Raw genomic sequence first — 17,558 nt, 5'->3', positions numbered from 1 at the left:
GTGCGCACCTGATCCGGGTCGCCTCGACAGCTTCGCCGCAGCGGACATCGCAGTTCGCGGCCGCGCTGAGGCTGACGGCGACATCACATCGGATCGAGGGCATCGACTTCGGCCGGCAATAGGCCTATGCCCTCCTCGTGCGCACGTTCGACCACGAGGAAGGCCAGTCCCCTGAGCAACACAGCAATCGACCACGAGTCCGACACCGGCGACACCACAGTGTCGGCGCAGCTGGACGACACTCACGTACCTCCCACTTTCGCCGAGTTGAACGTGGACCCCACCATCGTTCGCGCCCTCTCCGAGATGGGAATCGAGCGCACGTTCGCCATCCAGGAGTTGACGCTGCCGCTCGCCATCGCGGGCGACGACCTCATCGGTCAGGCACGCACCGGAATGGGCAAGACGTTCGGCTTCGGTGTGCCCCTGCTGCACCGACTCGCCACCGACAACTCCGGCACCTCTCCGCTGGACGGCACCCCCCGCGCACTGGTGATCGTGCCGACGCGTGAACTCTGCGTTCAGGTCAGCTCCGACCTCGAGAACGCGTCCAAGTACCTCAGCGGCGCGAACGGCCCCGTCAAGGTGCTCTCCATCTACGGTGGTCGTCCGTACGAGGCGCAGATCAGCGCGTTGCAGAGCGGCGTCGACGTCGTCGTCGGCACCCCGGGCCGACTGCTCGACCTCGCCAAGCAGAATCACCTGATCCTCGGCAAGGTCGGGGTCCTCGTTCTCGACGAGGCCGACGAGATGCTCGACCTCGGGTTCCTCCCCGACATCGAACGCATCCTCGGCATGGTTCCGGACAAGCGTCAGACGATGCTGTTCTCCGCCACCATGCCCGGCCCCATCATCACCCTGGCCCGGACGTTCCTTACGCAGCCGACGCACATCCGCGCCGAAGAGGCGGAGTCCTCGGCTGTCCACGACCGCACCGCCCAGCACGTCTACCGGGCCCACGCTCTCGACAAGGTCGAGATGGTCGCCAAGGTCCTCAAGGCCGAAGGTCGCGGCGCGACGATGGTGTTCACCCGCACCAAGCGCACCGCCCAGAAGGTCGCCGACGAACTGGCCGAGCGCGGATATTCGGTCGGTGCCGTGCACGGTGACCTGGGCCAGGTCCAGCGCGAGAAGGCCCTCAAGTCGTTCCGGACGGGCAAGATCGACGTGCTGGTCGCTACCGACGTCGCTGCACGCGGTATCGACATCGACGACGTCACTCACGTCATCAACTACCAGTGCCCCGAGGACGAGAAGACCTACGTGCACCGCATCGGCCGCACCGGCCGCGCAGGACGCACCGGTATCGCGGTCACTCTGGTCGACTGGGACGACATCCCCCGTTGGCAGCTGATCGACAAGGCGCTCGGTCTCGGCATGCCGGATCCGGTCGAGACCTATTCGAGCTCGCCGCACCTGTTCACCGACCTCGGTATCGCCACCGACGCCACCGGTACCGTGCGCAAGGCACCGTCGCGTGCCCCGGAGAAGGCGGAAGACGACAGCGAGACGGCTACGGCAGCGCCTGCGACCGACGCGTCGTCGGCGACCAAGCCGCGCCGCTCGCGCAGTCGCCGTCGCACCCGCGCAGGACAGGACGGCGACAACGCCGCCGCACAGACCGATTCCGCACCTGCCGCGAATTCGGTTGCCGAACAATCGGATACATCGGATGCGGTGTCCGCAGACACGGTCACCAAGACTGCTCCGCGCCGCCGCAGGCGTCGTCGTCCCAGTGGATCGTCCGCCGATGCCGGACCGTCGACTGCGAGCGCATCGGAGTAACCTCCCGCCGTGCTGGCTCCAGAACGTCGGACGAGAACCGACCTCGTCGTCGCCGCCGTCATCGCAGTGGTGGTGGTCGTTGCCGCGAGCATCGCCTGGTTCACCGGTGATGCTCGCGGAACTGCCTCGAACCCGGCCGAAGAACCACTGCCTCAGGCCGAACCCGCCACCGCGGTGCCCACGACGCTCACCGAATTGTGGCGCGCACCGAGCGCCGCGACGGATTCGACGCGAACCCCGCTTCCCGTCGTCACCGGATCCACGGTGGTGACTGCGGACGGTGGCTCCGTCCTCGGCCGCGATCCACGTTCGGGTGAGCAATCCTGGTCGTACACACGCGATCTCCCGCTCTGCTCGGTGGTCGCGTCGTGGAACACGGCGGTTGCGGTCTACCGCGACGACCGCGGCTGCTCTCAGGTGACCGAACTGGACGGGCCGACCGGAGAACGCAAGGCCCAGCGCACGTCCGACGCCGACGATGCGGTCCGCCTGTCCTCCGACGGCACCTACGTGACATCGCGGGGCGATACCCGCATGGAGCTGTGGCGGTCGGACCTGGTGCGCACCCTCGAATACGGTCGAGTCGATGCCCCGGTCAATCCGGGTAGTCAGCCGAGAACCGGATGCACGCTGCTGTCCTCGGCGTCGACCAACTCACGTACGGCCGTGCTCGAACAGTGCCCGGGAGAGGCCGCCGCCCGATTGTCGCTGATCAATCCTGCACCCAAGGACGCGAGCGAACCCGAGGAATACGGGTCGACGGTGGTACCGGAACTCGTTCCCGAATCCGACGCACCGACTGCCGGTCGTATCATCGCGATCACGGGCAGCGTTGTCGCACTGTACATCCCGGCAGAGAACGGTGCACCCGACCGGGTGGGACTCTACGACGACACGGCCGCGAGAACATCGGAGTTCACTCTCCCGGCCGGCTCCTCCCCTATCAGAGACTCCCCGAATTTCCCTGCAACGAAAGCAGGTTCGGTGCTCACCTGGTTCACCGGCGCGGGAGTCCAGGCATTCGATTCCAACAACCTCGGTCCTCTGTGGACCCTCCCCGGAGCCCTCGGGAGTGGAGTGGTCATGGCCGGCCGACTCCTCGTGCCCGTGCCCGACGGCCTCTCGGTGGTCGACCTCTCCACCGGTGTCTCGTCGGCCGAAATTCCGGTCGACCGAGGCGATTACGACGGTCCGATACAGATGTCGGTGATCGGCGATGTGGTCGTCGAGCAACGTGGTTCCGACGTGGTCGCTCTCGGCTGACTGGAGCGCACGGGCTCGCTACTACTCCGCCGGATCGTACGTTTTCAGATCGGCTCCGCCGTCCCAGTACGCCAGCAGATTCTCGGCAAGTTCCCGATAGGCCTGCGCGCCCTTGTTCTTTCGGCCCGAGAGTACCGTCGCGCCCGAGGCACTGGCCTCGGCGAAGCGCACGGTTCGCGGAATCGGCGGCGCGAGCACCGGCAACGAATAGCGGTCCGAGACATCGCCGAGCACGTCCCTGCTGTGCGTGGTGCGGGCGTCGAACAGTGTGGGCAGCGCCCCGAGCAGCGCCAGGTCGGGGTTGGTGATCTGCTGTACCTCGGACACCGTTCGCAACAACTGCCCGACCCCGCGATGCGCGAGGGTCTCGCACTGCAGGGGCACCAACACCGACTGTGCGGCGGTGAGACCGTTGAGGGTCAGCACCCCCAGCGACGGCGGGCAGTCGATGACGACCACATCGAAATCCTCGAGGATCGGTGCCAGTGCCCGTTTGAGTGCGAATTCGCGACCCGCACGCATGAGCAGCAACGCTTCCGCGCCTGCGAGATCGATCGTCGCCGGCAGCAGCACGATTCCTTCCGCAGTCTCGATCAGGACGTCTTCGACCTTCGCATCACCGGTCAGCACTTCGTGCACCGAGGAATCGAGCTTGTCCGGGTTGTGTCCGAGCGAGAACGTCAGACAGCCCTGCGGGTCGAGGTCGACCACCAGGACTCGTCGATCGAGAGCATGCAGCGCGGCCGCGAGCGAAGCCACCGTGGTGGTCTTGGCGACGCCGCCCTTCTGATTCGCTACCGCGAGAATTGTCGTCACGGCCCTGATCCTTGCCTACATCGAGCCGATGAGCGAGGGTTCGGCATCTCTCGGGCGCGTCAGTGCAGCGTGATCGGTGCCGCGGACCGCTCGGTCACGTGCTTCGTTCGGGGCAGGAAGAAGGCGGGAACGAACGTGGCGACGATCAGAATCAGCGCGACCATGAAGGTGGTGCCGAACGCCCTGGCCGAGATGTCGAAGGCCTCGACCTGGCTGGTCGCAGTCAGTGCGGGCTTCTGCTGAGCGGTCAACACCACCGACATCAGCGCAGTACCTATGGAACCGGCCGCTTGCTGAACGATGTTCATCAACGTCGAGCCGCGGGCAACCGTGTCGTCGGTCAGCGTCTGCAACGCGGCCGTCATGATGGGCATCATCGTCGAACCGAGGCCGAGCCCCATGACGAACAGTGCGCCGATGAGCAGGGTGTAGGACGTGTCGGTGCCGACCTGCGTGAACACCGCCATCCCTGCGGTGATGAGCACCATTCCCGCCAGCACGATCCTGCCGGGACCGAACTTGTCGGCGATCACTCCGGCGATCGGCATCGCGATCATCGCGCCGACGCCCTGCGGTGCGAGCAGCAGCCCGGCAGTCAACGTCGTTTCGCCGCGAAGCAGGAAATAGCTCGGGAACAGCAGACCCGCGCCCATGAAGGCGACCATGAACAGAGTGGTGGTGATCACGGCCACGGTGAGCGATCGGTTCGCGAACAGCCGTAGATCGATCAGCGGATGCTGCACACGCAGGGCATGAAAAACGAACAGGACGATCAGCACGAGCCCGACGATGACCGGGACAAGCACCTTCACCGCGAGAACGGTTTCGGTTTCGACGACCGAGGACGCGCCGTACAGGAACAGGGCGAGGCCGGGCGAGAGCATCAGCATGCCGCGGAAATCGAAGGATTCGGACGGAGTCGGGTTGTCCTTGGGGAAGATCACCACGGCCGCGATCAGGGCGAGGATGCCGATCGGCAGGTTGATGAGGAAGATCCAGTGCCAGCTCGCCGCCTCGATCAGCCAGCCGCCGAGGATGGGCCCTGCGATGGGCCCGATGAGCATCGGGACGCCCAACACGGCCATCACGCGCCCGATCCGCTCGGGGCCTGCGGCACGCGTCATGATCGTCATGCCCAATGGCATCAGCATGCCGCCGCCGAGTCCCTGCAGCACTCGGAAGACGATGAGCGAGGTGATGTCCCAGGCGAAGCTGCACAGCACCGAGCCGAGTACGAACAGCACCAGCGCGGTGATGTAGAGGCGCTTGGTTCCGAACCGATCCGCAGCCCACCCGGTCAGAGGTATGACGGTGGCCAGGGCGAGCGTGTAGCCCGTCATCGTCCACGCGGCGTTGGCGTACGTGGTGTCGAAGACGTCGGTGAACGTACGGAGCGCGACGCTGACGACGGTGACGTCCAGAATCGACATGATGGCCCCGAGCACGACGACCCCGGCGATCTTCAACAGTGCACCGTCGAGCTTCTCCGGAGCATCGGACGATGCGGGCTTCTGCAGGTCGGTCATGGTTCTCCAGGCGATGAGAAGGAGCTGGGAGGCACGACGGGAAGAGCTGCGTCGCCCGAGGGAGTGAATATTTCGCAACGAGAGTAACCGGCCGGTAGGTCTGTACTCAATCGATAAATCGGACACATCCGTGGGCCACCTATGACAAGGGCCACACCCTGACGGCAGGCATGATCGTTCCATGACCACACACGGCGGCGTCGAGGCCGGCAGAGTCGTTCTACTCCGGCACGGCGAGACCGAATGGGCGCTTGCCGGCAAGCACACCGGCAACACGGACGTCCCTCTCACGAGTACCGGCGAGCAACAGGCCGTCGAGGCCGGATCGCTCCTCCGACTACTGAAGCTGCGCGATCCCCTGGTGATCACGAGCCCGCGAGAGCGCGCCCGTCGAACTGCCGAGCTGGCGGGCCTGCAGGTCGACCGAACGTGGGATGCGTTGTCGGAGTGGGACTACGGAGACTACGAGGGCATCACCTCGACGCAGATCCACGAGACGGTGCCGCACTGGACCGTCTGGACGCATCCGTGCCCGGGTGGTGAGTCCATCGGCGACATCGCCGTGCGCGTCGAGCTGGTGCTCTCGGTTGTCCTGCCACTGTTGAGCGGCCGCGACGTCGTGCTGGTCGGCCACGGCCACTTCTCGCGGGCACTGATCGCCGGCTGGACCGAGGCCGCCATCACCGAGGGCAAACGCTTCGCACTCTCGCCCGCCGCGTATTCGTTGCTCGGCTTCGAGCATTCGTTTCGTCAGCTCGTGGCGCACAACGTGCACCCGTCGATTCTCACCGCCGCCACGGCACCGAAAGGAAACCCAGGATGATTCGCCGCGCCACCGAGGCCGATGTTCCCGCCATCACCGCTCTCGTGCACGAACTCGCCGCCTACGAGAAGTCGTCCTCGCTGTGCACCGTTCGAGACGAGCAGCTTCGTTCTGCGCTGTTCGGATCGCAGCCGTCGGTGTTCGCACACGTCGCCGAGCACGAGGGCACTGTGGTGGGGTGCGCGCTGTGGTTCCTGAACTTCTCCACGTGGGACGGCGTCAACGGAATCTATCTGGAGGACCTCTACGTGCAGCCCGCCGCGCGCGGAGAAGGCTTCGGAACCGCGCTGCTCGCCGCGTTGGCGGCCGAATGCGTCGATCGGAGGTACACGCGATTGGCCTGGTCGGTTCTGGACTGGAACACCCCGTCGATCGGCTTCTACCGATCGCTCGGTGCAGAGCCACAGGACGAGTGGACCACGTTCCGCCTGACCGAGAATGCACTGGCAGAGCTGGCCGCCCGGGCGCGTTGAACGGCTACCTCAGCGGAGCTCGTCGTCGACGTCGCTGTATTCGGCGGCCATCCACCGGGAGGACGGTGGGCTGAACAGCAGCACGAGCACGCCGACGACCACTGCTCCGAGGGCGATGCCGTAGACGGTCTGATGCGATCCGGTCAACAGCGACCACACGACGGGGAGCAGCAGCAGCTGGACGACGGTGGCGATGGACCGTCCCCAGCGCTTTCCGAGGATCAAGGCGACGCCCGCCGCCCCGACGCCGATACCCAGGACGCCGAACCACCCTGCGGTGCCGTAGCCGTTGGCCACGGCGTTGTCCCCTTCTCCGGAGAACGCTCGGACGAGTAGGACAATCGCGGCCACCAACGACGCCACGCCTTGCGCTGCGACGAGCGCCCCGGCGGATCTGAACGTGGCCGGCGGGGTGAGGTTCTCGGGTGAGGTGGACACGCGACCAGCCTAGGCAACCGGGAGTGGAGCTTGCGGAACGACCCAGGTGACCGGAGTGGAGCCTGCGGAACGACCCGGTTAGTGTCAGTGCTCGTGCGTGCGCTGCTGATCGTCAATCCCAATGCGACTTCCACGACGGCTGCGGCTCGGGATCTGTTGGCTCATGCGTTGTCGAGTCGGGTGCGGGTGACGGTGGCGCAGACGACTCATCGTGATCATGCGTCGGAGCTTGCTCGGGGTGCCCGTGAGGACGGGATGGGTCTGGTGATCGTTCACGGTGGTGACGGGACGGTCAACGAGGTGATCAACGGTTTGCTCGGGGTGCCGTTGCCGACGTCGATGCAGGCGGTGACGATCGGTGCGATTCCGCCGATTGCGGTCGTTCCCGGCGGTAGTGCGAATGTTTTCGCTCGTTCGTTGGGTATCGAGGCGGATCCGGTGGCGGCGACGAATCAGTTGATCGGGCTGCTCGATGCACGGGCGCGGCGGACGATCGGGTTGGGGCACTGCGACAATCGCTGGTTCACGTTCAATGCTGGTATGGGTTTGGATGCCGATGTGTGTCGGGCGATCGATGCCGGTCGCAAGGACGGCAAGCCGGTGTCTGCGACGCGGTATCTGCGGTCGGCGGTGCAGGAATTCTTCAAGCACAAGCGGCAGCCGGCTCGGTTGACCGTCGAGGTTCCGGGTCAGGATCCGTTCGAGGGTGTGCACTATGCGTTCGTGTCGAATTCGAGTCCGTGGACGTATTTGAACGAGAGGCCGGTGCACACCAATCCGGGTACTGGTTTCGATTCGGGTCTGGGCGTGTTCGGCATGCGTTCGACGGCCTTGTTCCCTACGTTGCGGGTCTCTCGCCAGTTGTTGGCCAAGGGCGCAGAGCCGAAGTCTCGCAAGCTGATTCGGATCGACGATGTACCGAGTGTCCGAATTTCGTCGGCGGAGCCGGTCGGTTTGCAGATGGACGGGGACTACCTGGGTGAACGCACCGAGGCCGAGTTCTTCTCCACTCCCGACGCGTTGGAAGTGGTTGCACCGAGCAGGTGAGGGCCGCCCGTCCTGGGCATATGCGACAACACACAGCGCTCTTCTCGTGAAATCACGAGCGAAATGTGTTCACTCGGGGTACAAAGGAGCGCAGAAGGCTAAAGCGAGCCTAACAGAGTGAGCTTGACCACGGTCACGCGCGTACCCCTTGACTTCACCTGAGTTCGTGAAAGCATTCACAAGCAACAGTGCGGAAACATTGGTTACCCACTCGTGAACAGAAGAGAAACGAAACGGCGCTTCGGCGCCCGGTAAGGAGCAGAGGATGGACTGGCGCCACAAGGCTATTTGTCGCGATGAAGATCCGGAACTATTTTTCCCGGTGGGAAACAGTGGTCCGGCGCTCGCGCAGATCGCCGATGCCAAAGTCGTCTGTACTCGGTGCCCCGTCACCGCTGAATGCCTGTCCTGGGCACTCGAATCCGGCCAGGACGCAGGAGTATGGGGCGCAATGAGTGAAGACGAGCGCCGTGCACTCAAGCGACGCAACGCACGTACGCGCGCACGCAGCTCCGTCTAGGACGCGCAACCAGCAATCGGCAAGGCCCGGTGTCCGCAACAGCGGACACCGGGCCTTCCGCGTTCCACGGGCATCCAGCGTTCCGGGAGCGATCGGGCGAGCTCGTTACGCACTGTTCACCGAACGTGCATCAGGGCCTCGGCACACGTCGTCCCAGAGGAACCCTCAACATCGCGTCGGTTCCGCCACCCGATGCGGGGTGCAGACCCAGCGATCCGTTCAACTCCACCGAGACCAGCGTGCGCACGATCTGCAGCCCGAGACCGTCCGAGCGTTCCAGAGAGAACCCCGTGGGCAACCCGCGCCCGTCGTCGTGGATGACCACGTCCAGCCACTTCGCGGACCGGTCCGCTCCGATGCGGACGACACCGGCCGACCCGGCGTCGAATCCGTGCTCCATCGCGTTCTGCACCAGCTCCGTCAGCACCATCACCAGGGGCGTCGCCCGTTCGGCCGAGAAGACTCCGAGATTGCCCTCGCGCACCACTCGAACCCTCGGATTGACCGTCGCTATGTCCAGCATGATCGGCACCAGACGATCGACGATCTCGTCGAGATCCACTTCCTCGTCCACCGACATCGACAGCATTTCGTGCACGAGCGCAATGGACGTCACCCGACGGACCGACTCGGACAACGCCGTGCGCGCTTCCTCGTTCTCCAGTCGACGAGACTGCAGTCGGAGCAGCGCAGCCACCGTCTGCAGATTGTTCTTCACCCGATGATGGATCTCCCGGATGGTCGCGTCCTTGCTGAGGAGGGCACGATCGCGTCGCTTCACCTCGGTGACATCACGGATCAACACGGCAGCACCGGCCGACCTCCCCCGTGGCTGCAGAGCCAACGTGCGCACGAGAACGGTGGCACCGCGTGCATCGACCTCCATCCGGTGCCCCACGTTGCCGCTGAGCGACGACCTGATGTGGTCGGCCACCTCCTGTGAGTCGAACGGGTCGGTGACCAGAGACCGCGTGACAGACGCCAGATCTCGACCGGACAGCTCCGTCGTCAATCCCATCCGGTGGTACGCCGAGAGGGCGTTGGGACTGGCGTAGTCCACCCGCCCCTCGGTGTCGACACGAATGAAACCGTCGCCTGCCCGCGGGGACGAGTTCACATCGGTGCGCTCCTCCGGGGTGGGAAACGTCCCTTCACTGATCATCAGACACAGGTCGTCGGCACATTCCCGGTACGCCACCTCGAGGGCGCTCGGCGGTCGAAGCTGCGCGGGATTGGTGTCGCGGGTCAGCACCGCGATGACGTGCTCTCCGCAGCGCACCGGAATGCTCTCGGTCCGCGTCACCACGCCTCCGTGCACGATTTGCCGCTGCTGCAGCGCGACCATCACATCAGGGTGCTCGGACTCGGAGATCGTGGTTCCCACGATGTCGTGAGTGAAGACCGTGGGCGCGGTGGTCGGCCGACACTGCGCCACACACAGCACGTCGGCAGTCCCACTGGACACGTCGTCGGTACCGACCCACAGGAGTACGTCGGCGAACGACAGATCGGCCAGCAGTTGCCACTCGCCTACGACGCGTTGCAAATGGTCGACCGCGACGCCGGGGAGGTCGGTGTGCTCGGCCAGCAGGTCACTGAGAGTCGACACGAGATCTCACGTGGCCGTTGCTCAGGACACGACGGCGATGAGGTCGCCCTGCTGAATGACGTCGCCCACCGCGACGTCCACCGAAGTGACCGTGCCTGCCGTCTCGGCCAGCACGGGAATTTCCATCTTCATCGATTCCAGGATCACGAGGGTGTCACCGACCTCGACGGCGTCGCCTCGGGCCACGACCACCTGAAATACCGTGGACACCATCTCCGCACGAACGTCCTCCGACACCGGCGAACCCCTCTCTCACGTCACCACGAACTGCGCCGGGCACCCATCGGAGACCAGGCCCGTCACAGTAAGCCAATCACACGTGGGAGACTGTAGTGAACAAACGAGAGGAGCCCATCATGGGAAAGCGTGGACGTAAGAAGCGTGCTCGTAAGGGCAACAAGGCCAACCACGGCAAACGTCCGAACAGCTGACGGTTTGCCACAAGCCGCGAGGGGCCGAGAAGCAATTGCTTCTCGGCCCCTCGTCGTTGTACGACCCTCGACTACTCGGAGTCGGTCTGGCGAATCAACACGGTCCGGCGAATCTCCACACTGAGTCGTTCGCGCAGCCCGGCCGGTGCCTGGTCTCCCCCGCATTTGCGTGAGATCAGCCGCTTGACCTTCTCTTCGATCCCATAGGCTTCGAAGCAGGATCCGCATTCGTCGATGTGCTTCTGCAGACGGGATCGGCTGGCCTCGTCGCATTCGTTGTCGAGCATGACCCATACGTCCGCGATGACCGCGGAGCAGTCGAGTCGCTCGAACTGCTCGTCTCCGTCGGTGCTGCCGGTGCCCGTCACTGGACTACCTCCTGCTCGTGCCGGTCGACTGCGCCGTCCCGGTTGAAACCACGCTCCCGCGCGACCCCTGCCAGCAGGCCCCGCAGTTGCTTGCGTCCGCGGTGCAGACGCGACATCACCGTGCCGATGGGAGTGCCCATGATCTCGGCGATCTCCTTGTACGGGAACCCCTCGACGTCGGCGTAGTACACAGCCATCCGAAACTCTTCGGGAAGAGACTGCAGCGCGGCCTTGATGTCGTCGTCCGGCAGCGCGTCCAGAGCCTCGACCTCGGCCGAACGCAGCCCTGTCGACGTGTGCTCGGCCGTGGCGGCGAGCTGCCAGTCACTGATCTCGTCGGTCGGGTACTGAGCGGGCTGACGCTGCTTCTTGCGGTAGGAGTTGATGTAGGTGTTGGTCAGAATTCGGTACAGCCACGCCTTGAGGTTCGTGCCCTCACGGAACGACCGGAACGCCGAGTAGGCCTTGACGAACGTCTCCTGAACCAGATCCTCGGCGTCGGCGGGGTTACGCGTCATTCGCAGAGCTGCGCCGTAGAGCTGATCGAGCATCGGCAACGCGTCGCGCTCGAAGCGCTCGGTCAACTGTGCCTCGGTCTCGGCAGCCCTGCGCTCCGCGATTGCCTTCTCGTCGTCCACGTCAGCGACGGGATTGCTGGCTTCTGTCACGCTGATCCCTTCGATAGCTTCCACCGCCCAGGCTACGGCGCCCGTAGTCGGCTTCTGCGAAGAGATCACCCCCTTCAACACGAGGGGACGTCCCGCGGTCAGCACTGCCATTCGTCATTCCTTCCGCCTGCATCCGTATCTGTCGTTACACAACACTGCGTCGTGCCGTCGTGTTCCCGCGCGGTCGCTAGAGTCCGGTGAATGGCTGCGTCCACACCCGCTCTCGCGCTGCTCACCGCACGAAAGGTGGCGCACACCGTGCACTCGTACGACCACGATGCTCGGGCGCAGTCCTACGGCGAGGAGGCAGCCCGAATACTCGTCGAACGGCTCGGCGTTCGACCCGAACAGGTCTTCAAGACGCTCGTCGTGGAACGAGCAGATCGCTCGCTGGCGGTGGCGATCGTTCCGGTGACGGCGATGCTCTCCCTCAAGGCCGCGGCCGCTGCGCTGTCCACCAGGAAGATCGCGATGGCCGACAGGGCTGCCGCCGAGCGCTCCTCCGGGTACGTCTTCGGCGGTATCTCACCACTCGGGCAACGCAGATCCCTGCCAACCGCGATCGACGACTCGGCTCTCGGCTTCGAGACGATTCTGTGCAGCGGAGGTCGCCGGGGACTGGAAATCGAACTCGCACCGACCGATCTCATCGGGCTCACCCGCGCCACAACCGCGCCCATCGCCGCGCACTGACACCGAATGAGAGAAGATGGACGGGTGAGCAATTGGACAGCCCCCGCCGCCGTCGCACCCGTCGACGCGACAGTCACTCTGCCCGGATCGAAATCGATCACCAATCGCGCACTGATCATCGCCTCGCTCGCCACCGGCTCGTCGACGATCACCGGTGCCCTACGCAGCCGTGACACCGATCTCATGATCGACGCCCTGGCAACCTTGGGTATCGAGATCGTCGCCGCGGACGACGACAGGACAACGTTGCGCGTGACTCCGGCACCGCTGCACGGAGGCGCGGTGCAGTGCGGTCTGGCGGGTACCGTCATGCGCTTCGTGCCGCCCCTCGCTGCCCTCGCCGCCGGCGAGGTGTCGTTCGACGGCGACGAACAGGCACGCATTCGTCCACTCGACACGATCCTCGACGCCCTGCGCGCGGTGGGGGCCGAGATCGACGGCAGCGCTCTGCCGTTCACGATGCGCGGCACCGGTTCGCTACGCGGCGGATCGGTCGACATCGACGCGTCGGGGTCCTCGCAGTTCGTCTCGGGTCTGATGCTCTCCGCGGCGGCATTCGACGAGGGAATCGAAATCCACCACACCGGCAAGCCCGTTCCGTCCATGCCGCACATCGACATGACCGTGGACATGTTGCGGCGCGCGGGCGTGCGAGTCGATACCCCCGAAACCGGTGGTGACGCGAACACCTGGCGGGTGCACCCGGGACCGGTTGCGCCGATCGAGTGGAGCATCGAGCCGGACCTGTCCAACGCCACCCCCTTCCTCGCTGCAGCAGTGGTGACGAAAGGCCGAGTGCGCGTGCCGAATTGGCCCGAATCGACCACCCAGCCCGGCGACGTCTTCCGCGAGATACTCGCCCGGATGGGTGCTCGCGTCGACCTGACCGCAGGCATCCTGACCGTCGAGGGCCCGGATACGTTGCGCGGCATCGACTTCGATCTTCACGATGTCGGCGAGCTGACCCCGACGGTCGCGGCACTCGCCGCACTGGCCGAAGGTCCGTCGATTCTGCGTGGCATCGCCCACCTGCGGGGCCACGAGACCGACCGACTCGCCGCACTGACCACCGAGATCGTTCGACTCGGTGGACGCGCAGTCGAAACGGACGACGGCATCCGAATCGATCCGGCTCCGCTGCACGCAGGCGTCTGGCATTCCTACGCCGACCACCGGATGGCCACCGCAGGCGCGATCGTCGGATTGCGTGTCCCCGGGGTCGAGGTGGACGACATCGGCACCACCGCCAAGACGCTTCCCGGTTTCGAGATGCTGTGGGACGCAATGCTCTCCGCATCGACACCGAGCGGGGTCGGCTCCTGACCGCGCGCCGGTACGACGAGTCCGACGTTCGTATCCGTCCGGGCAAGAGTTCGCGTCCACGCACCAAGACTCGACCCGAACACAACGACGCCGAAGCAGGCATGGTGGTGTCCGTCGACCGCGGCCGATGGGGTTGCGTGCTCGGCGGTGACCCGGCACGGCCGGTCGTGACGATGCGCGCCCGTGAGCTGGGCCGAACTCCGATCGTGGTGGGAGACGAGGTCGGAATCGTCGGAGATCTGTCGGGCAAGGTCGACACTCTGGCCCGAATAGTGCGCGTGGCGGAGCGGCGGACGGTGTTGCGTCGCACCGCGGACGACACCGACCCGTTCGAGCGCGTCGTGGTCGCCAATGCCGACCGGCTGCTCATCGTAGCGGCGCTCGCAGACCCGCCTCCTCGCACCGGCTTCGTCGAGCGGGCACTCGTGGCCGCGTACGTCGGCGGCCTCGAACCCGTTCTGTGCCTGACCAAGAGCGATCTCGCCGCCCCCGAGGAATTCACCGCGGCCTTCGCCGATCTGGACGTACCGGTGGTGCTGGCGGGCCAATCCGAGGACCTCACGGAGCTGACCGCGATGCTGACGAACTCGGTGACCGCGCTGATCGGACACTCGGGCGTCGGAAAGTCCACGCTCGTCAACAGGTTGGTGCCCGACGCCTATCGCGCCACCGGGGTGGTCTCGGGCGTCGGTAAGGGTCGTCACACCTCGACGCAGTCGGTAGCGCTACCGCTCCCCGGCGGCGGCTGGGTGGTCGACACTCCCGGTATCCGGTCGTTCGGACTGGCGCACATCTCCCCCGAGAACGTCGTCGCGGCGTTCTCCGACCTGGCGGACACGATCGAGAACTGCCCCCGAGGATGCACGCACCTCGGCCCACCGGCAGATCCCGAGTGCGCTCTCGACGCGCTCACCGGAGACGCTGGTCGACGCGTCGCGGCCGTGCGCCTGCTCCTCGAAGCCGTTCGAACGAATGAAGCCTGGTAGCAACGAATTCCGGTCGGAATCGGTTGCCACCAGGCTCGAACTCGGCGCAGGACTACGCGGCTTTACCGACCAGCCTACGAATTCCCTTGCGCTTCTTCGTCTCTGCGATGGCGGTGCGCAGACCACGACGCTTGCCGGTCTCGGGATCGACGGTGAACAGGCCTGCGGGCGCGTCGGCCCACTTGCGCTCGGACGCGGTCTCGGGAGCGTCGTCGCTGGTTGCCTTCAGGTACTTGTTCGGCAGCGACAGCTTGGCGATGGTTCGCCAGGACAAGAAGTACTGGTGAACGATCGAACCGGTCGTGTACGGCAGGTCGTACTTCTCCGCCAGTTCCAGCACTCGCACCTTGATCTCCCGCAGGCGGTTGCTGGGGAGGTCGGGGAACAGGTGATGCTCGATCTGGTAGCACAGGTTGCCGCTCATGAACTCCATGACGGGACCTGCATTGAAGTTCGCGCTGCCGAGCATCTGACGCAGGTACCACTGTCCCTGAGTCTCGCCCTCCATGTCGGACTTGGTGAACTTCTCCGCACCGTCCGGGAAGTGGCCGCAGAAGATGACGGTGTTGGTCCACACGTTGCGCATCATGTTGGCGACGATGTTCGCCGTCAACGTGCTCTTCCAGGCGGGACCGGTCAGCAACGGGTGGAGAATGTAGTCCTTGCCGATCTGCTTGCCGACCTTCTCGAGCACCTCGCGTCGCTTCTGCTCGAATTCCTCGCGCGGCACTCGGCCCTTGGCAACCTTGCCCAGTTCGAGGTGCTGAAGCGCCACCCCGTACTCGAAGAACAACTGCAGCAGCAGGTTGTAGACGGGGTTGCCGATGTTGAAGGGCTTCCACCGCTGATCGCGGGTGACGCGCAGCAGACCGTAGCCGACGTCGTCGTCCATGCCGAGCACGTTGGTGTACTTGTGGTGGATGTAGTTGTGCGTCTGCTTCCAGTGAGCCGACGGCCCCGTGTTGTCCCACTCCCACGACGTGGAGTGGATCTCCGGGTCGTTCATCCAGTCCCACTGGCCGTGCATGACGTTGTGGCCGAGCTCCATGTTCTCGATGATCTTCGCAACCCCGAGCATGGCGGTGCCTACGAGCCATGCCGGACGACGGCGGCTGGCGAAGAGCACGGCCCGGCCACCGATGTCGAGGGATCGCTGCAGGCGGATCGTGTTCTTGACGTACCGGGCGTCGCGTTCACCGCGGGACGCCTCGATGTCACGCCGGATGGAGTCGAGCTCGTGGCCCAACGCCTCGATGTCGGCATCGGTCAGATGCGCGTATTCTTTGACGTCCGTAATCGCCATGGGAAACAACCTCCTGGCAGTCGTGAACACATAGCTCGCGTATCAGGCCATGTGCAATTCCGTCACCTACCGTATCGTAACTTACGGTCCCGTAGGTTACGCTCGGAAATCTGTGTGACGATTCACAACGAAACGCGGTCGCCCGATCGACGAAGAGCCTTGGCCTGACGCTTGGCTTCCTTCTTGGCGTTGCGCAAGCTCACGCGCGCCTCTTGCATTGCCGAACGCAGACCTCGACGCTGCCCGGTGAGCGGATCGATCCGAAGAGCATGAACAGCAGGCGAATCCCCCACCCGCCACCGCCGCTCGGAGGACGTCTCGGGAGCGTTGTCGGACGTGGCACGCAGCCACGAGTCGGGCAGCGACAGCTTGTGGATGGTCCGCAGCGCCAGCAGGTACTGCTTGCCGAGCGACCCCGTGGTGTACGGCAGGTCGTACTTCTCGCACAGAGCGTGCACCTTCTCGGCGATCTCCGAGTACCTGTTGCTCGGCAGATCCGGGAACATGTGGTGCTCGATCTGGTAGCAGAGATTGCCGCTCATGAACGCCATGACAGGACCGGCGTCGAAGTTCGCACTGCCCAGCATCTGACGCAGGTACCACTCGGGCCGTGTCTCGGTCTCGAACTGACCGATCGTGAACTTCTCTGCCCCATCGGGGAAGTGACCGCAGAAGATGACCGCATACGCCCACAGGTTCCGGACCAGGTTGGCCGTCGCGTTGGCGGTCAACGTGGACTTCCACGCCGGGCCGGACAGTGCCGGGAACAGAACGAAATCCTTTCCGACCTGCTTGGCGATCTTGCGCGCGAAGGCACGGCTCGCCGGAGACTTCAGCAGACCCTTCTCGTCCTCGCCGTCCAACTGTTTCTGCGCGTCGTAGTCGTGCAGCGCGATGCCCCACTCGAAGGTGGTGGCCAGCACGATGTTGGCGAGCGGCTGAACCAGGTTGATCGGCTTCCACGGCTCGTCGCGGGTCATCCGCAGGATGCCGAAGCCGATGTCGTCGTCCATGCCGACGATGTTGGTGTACGTGTGATGCGAGTAGTTGTGGGCGCGTTTCCACTGCTCCGACGGCCCGGTCTGATCCCACTCCCACGAGGTGGAGTGAATTTCCGGATCGTTCATCCAGTCCCACTGCCCGTGCATCACGTTGTGGCCGAGTTCCATGTTCTCGACGATCTTGGCGACACTGAGCATCGCCGTACCCACGATCCAGGCCGGTCGATACTTGCTGCCGAGCAGCACCGCGCGGCCACCGAGCTCGAGCAGCCGCTGCAGCCTGATGGTCCGACGGATGTAGGCGGCATCGCGCTCGCCGCGGCTGTCTTCGACGTCTCGACGAATCGCATCCAGTTCACGACCGAACGCTTCCATGTCCGCTTCGCTGAGATGAGCGAACTCTTTGATGTCGGTGATAGCCACCGGGTCCTCCAACAGTTGAGTGCAGTGCCCGAAATATCGGGTTTCGACGTGGGCAACCTACG

The 17,558-nt window shown here is 65.0% G+C and carries 19 protein-coding genes; 10 read left to right on the top strand and 9 right to left on the bottom strand.

The genetic code is table 11. The features are described from left to right. The first annotated feature begins 126 nt into the window (after nucleotides 1–126). Both CH251_RS17490 and CH251_RS17485 read left to right on the top strand, forming a co-directional pair. Nucleotides 127–1,785 carry a DEAD/DEAH box helicase gene (locus CH251_RS17490; protein WP_094614274.1) on the top strand — a complete coding sequence of 553 codons (1,659 nt, stop codon included), beginning with the start codon at nucleotides 127–129 and terminating at the stop codon, nucleotides 1,783–1,785. Nucleotides 1,786–1,794: 9 nt separating this feature from the next. Next, nucleotides 1,795–3,048: a hypothetical protein gene (locus CH251_RS17485; protein ID WP_094614273.1), complete on the top strand. Its 1,254-nt coding sequence runs from the start codon at nucleotides 1,795–1,797 to the stop codon at nucleotides 3,046–3,048. Nucleotides 3,049–3,069: 21 nt separating this feature from the next. Here CH251_RS17485 and CH251_RS17480 read toward each other — a convergent pair whose 3' ends face one another. Together CH251_RS17480 and CH251_RS17475 are read right to left on the bottom strand one after the other, a co-directional pair. Beyond that, a complete protein-coding gene (locus tag CH251_RS17480) occupies nucleotides 3,070–3,864 on the bottom strand; it encodes a ParA family protein (protein WP_094614272.1) in 795 nt (264 codons plus the stop codon). Nucleotides 3,865–3,923: 59 nt separating this feature from the next. Beyond that, nucleotides 3,924–5,390: a DHA2 family efflux MFS transporter permease subunit gene (locus CH251_RS17475; protein WP_094614271.1), complete on the bottom strand. Its 1,467-nt coding sequence runs from the start codon at nucleotides 5,388–5,390 to the stop codon at nucleotides 3,924–3,926. A gap of 181 nt (nucleotides 5,391–5,571) precedes the next feature. Between CH251_RS17475 and CH251_RS17470 the strand changes: the two genes are divergently transcribed. Next, nucleotides 5,572–6,213 carry an acid phosphatase gene (locus tag CH251_RS17470; RefSeq protein WP_094614270.1) on the top strand — a complete coding sequence of 214 codons (642 nt, stop codon included), beginning with the start codon at nucleotides 5,572–5,574 and terminating at the stop codon, nucleotides 6,211–6,213. Then, nucleotides 6,210–6,686, top strand: a complete 477-nt coding sequence (locus CH251_RS17465) for a GNAT family N-acetyltransferase (protein ID WP_094614269.1) — start codon at nucleotides 6,210–6,212, stop codon at nucleotides 6,684–6,686. The genes CH251_RS17470 and CH251_RS17465 overlap by 4 nt, the downstream gene beginning before the upstream one ends. Nucleotides 6,687–6,695: 9 nt before the next feature. On the opposite strand, the gene CH251_RS17460 is transcribed toward CH251_RS17465, so the two are convergent. Next, the gene (locus tag CH251_RS17460; RefSeq protein WP_094614268.1) at nucleotides 6,696–7,124 is read right to left on the bottom strand and encodes a hypothetical protein; all 429 of its coding nucleotides are present in this window, start codon (nucleotides 7,122–7,124) and stop codon (nucleotides 6,696–6,698) included. A 93-nt stretch (nucleotides 7,125–7,217) separates the two neighbouring features. On the opposite strand from CH251_RS17460, the gene CH251_RS17455 reads away from it, so the two are divergent. Further along, nucleotides 7,218–8,171, top strand: a complete 954-nt coding sequence (locus tag CH251_RS17455) for a diacylglycerol kinase family protein (RefSeq protein WP_094614479.1) — start codon at nucleotides 7,218–7,220, stop codon at nucleotides 8,169–8,171. Nucleotides 8,172–8,436: 265 nt separating this feature from the next. Beyond that, nucleotides 8,437–8,691, top strand: coding sequence for a WhiB family transcriptional regulator (locus tag CH251_RS17450; RefSeq protein ID WP_032366305.1), 255 nt, complete (start codon nucleotides 8,437–8,439; stop codon nucleotides 8,689–8,691). A 130-nt stretch (nucleotides 8,692–8,821) separates the two neighbouring features. On the opposite strand, the gene CH251_RS17445 is transcribed toward CH251_RS17450, so the two are convergent. After that, nucleotides 8,822–10,300 carry a sensor histidine kinase gene (locus CH251_RS17445; RefSeq protein WP_094614267.1) on the bottom strand — a complete coding sequence of 493 codons (1,479 nt, stop codon included), beginning with the start codon at nucleotides 10,298–10,300 and terminating at the stop codon, nucleotides 8,822–8,824. Between the two features lie 21 nt (nucleotides 10,301–10,321). Continuing rightward, on the bottom strand, nucleotides 10,322–10,537 hold the full coding sequence (locus tag CH251_RS17440) for a biotin/lipoyl-binding carrier protein (RefSeq protein WP_008717734.1): 216 nt from the start codon (nucleotides 10,535–10,537) through the stop codon (nucleotides 10,322–10,324). A 119-nt stretch (nucleotides 10,538–10,656) separates the two neighbouring features. On the opposite strand from CH251_RS17440, the gene CH251_RS28295 reads away from it, so the two are divergent. Then, nucleotides 10,657–10,731 (top strand): 50S ribosomal protein bL37, encoded by a 75-nt coding sequence (locus CH251_RS28295; protein WP_370878772.1) that lies wholly within the window; start codon nucleotides 10,657–10,659, stop codon nucleotides 10,729–10,731. Nucleotides 10,732–10,802: 71 nt separating this feature from the next. Here CH251_RS28295 and rsrA read toward each other — a convergent pair whose 3' ends face one another. Beyond that, nucleotides 10,803–11,099, bottom strand: a complete 297-nt coding sequence (rsrA, locus tag CH251_RS17435) for a mycothiol system anti-sigma-R factor (protein WP_094614266.1) — start codon at nucleotides 11,097–11,099, stop codon at nucleotides 10,803–10,805. Then, nucleotides 11,096–11,878 carry a sigma-70 family RNA polymerase sigma factor gene (locus CH251_RS17430; protein ID WP_230596997.1) on the bottom strand — a complete coding sequence of 261 codons (783 nt, stop codon included), beginning with the start codon at nucleotides 11,876–11,878 and terminating at the stop codon, nucleotides 11,096–11,098. The genes rsrA and CH251_RS17430 overlap by 4 nt, the downstream gene beginning before the upstream one ends. 90 nt (nucleotides 11,879–11,968) lie before the next feature. Between CH251_RS17430 and ybaK the strand changes: the two genes are divergently transcribed. The 3 genes from ybaK to rsgA are packed head-to-tail and all read left to right on the top strand — an operon-like array spanning nucleotide 11,969 to nucleotide 14,769. Beyond that, nucleotides 11,969–12,460, top strand: coding sequence for a Cys-tRNA(Pro) deacylase (gene ybaK, locus CH251_RS17425; RefSeq protein ID WP_094614265.1), 492 nt, complete (start codon nucleotides 11,969–11,971; stop codon nucleotides 12,458–12,460). A 6-nt stretch (nucleotides 12,461–12,466) separates the two neighbouring features. Then, nucleotides 12,467–13,783, top strand: coding sequence for a 3-phosphoshikimate 1-carboxyvinyltransferase (gene aroA, locus CH251_RS17420; protein WP_094614264.1), 1,317 nt, complete (start codon nucleotides 12,467–12,469; stop codon nucleotides 13,781–13,783). Then, nucleotides 13,735–14,769 carry a ribosome small subunit-dependent GTPase A gene (gene rsgA / locus CH251_RS17415; RefSeq protein WP_179273396.1) on the top strand — a complete coding sequence of 345 codons (1,035 nt, stop codon included), beginning with the start codon at nucleotides 13,735–13,737 and terminating at the stop codon, nucleotides 14,767–14,769. The genes aroA and rsgA overlap by 49 nt, the downstream gene beginning before the upstream one ends. A gap of 52 nt (nucleotides 14,770–14,821) precedes the next feature. Here rsgA and CH251_RS17410 read toward each other — a convergent pair whose 3' ends face one another. Together CH251_RS17410 and CH251_RS17405 are read right to left on the bottom strand one after the other, a co-directional pair. Next, a complete protein-coding gene (locus CH251_RS17410; protein ID WP_094614263.1) occupies nucleotides 14,822–16,072 on the bottom strand; it encodes a fatty acid desaturase in 1,251 nt (416 codons plus the stop codon). Nucleotides 16,073–16,194: 122 nt separating this feature from the next. Continuing rightward, nucleotides 16,195–17,496 (bottom strand): fatty acid desaturase, encoded by a 1,302-nt coding sequence (locus tag CH251_RS17405; protein ID WP_094614476.1) that lies wholly within the window; start codon nucleotides 17,494–17,496, stop codon nucleotides 16,195–16,197. Nucleotides 17,497–17,558 lie beyond the last annotated feature (62 nt).

Origin of the sequence: Rhodococcus sp. 06-462-5 (assembly GCF_002258315.1) — a bacterium.
GTDB lineage: Bacteria > Actinomycetota > Actinomycetes > Mycobacteriales > Mycobacteriaceae > Rhodococcoides.
Note: the sequence above shows the minus strand (reverse complement) of the source record. Positions and strands in the feature narration are given on the sequence as shown.

Excerpts from the sequence above, each read along its gene's own strand:
- CH251_RS17490 (WP_094614274.1), top strand. The coding sequence starts at position 127 with ATGCCCTCCTCGTGCGCACGTTCGACCACGAGGAAGGCCAGTCCCCTG.
- CH251_RS17475 (WP_094614271.1), bottom strand. The coding sequence starts at position 5,390 with ATGACCGACCTGCAGAAGCCCGCATCGTCCGATGCTCCGGAGAAGCTC.
- CH251_RS17470 (WP_094614270.1), top strand. The coding sequence starts at position 5,572 with ATGACCACACACGGCGGCGTCGAGGCCGGCAGAGTCGTTCTACTCCGG.
- CH251_RS17465 (WP_094614269.1), top strand. The coding sequence starts at position 6,210 with ATGATTCGCCGCGCCACCGAGGCCGATGTTCCCGCCATCACCGCTCTC.
- CH251_RS17450 (WP_032366305.1), top strand. The coding sequence starts at position 8,437 with ATGGACTGGCGCCACAAGGCTATTTGTCGCGATGAAGATCCGGAACTA.
- CH251_RS17430 (WP_230596997.1), bottom strand. The coding sequence starts at position 11,878 with ATGGCAGTGCTGACCGCGGGACGTCCCCTCGTGTTGAAGGGGGTGATC.
- ybaK (WP_094614265.1), top strand. The coding sequence starts at position 11,969 with ATGGCTGCGTCCACACCCGCTCTCGCGCTGCTCACCGCACGAAAGGTG.
- aroA (WP_094614264.1), top strand. The coding sequence starts at position 12,467 with ATGAGAGAAGATGGACGGGTGAGCAATTGGACAGCCCCCGCCGCCGTC.
- CH251_RS17410 (WP_094614263.1), bottom strand. The coding sequence starts at position 16,072 with ATGGCGATTACGGACGTCAAAGAATACGCGCATCTGACCGATGCCGAC.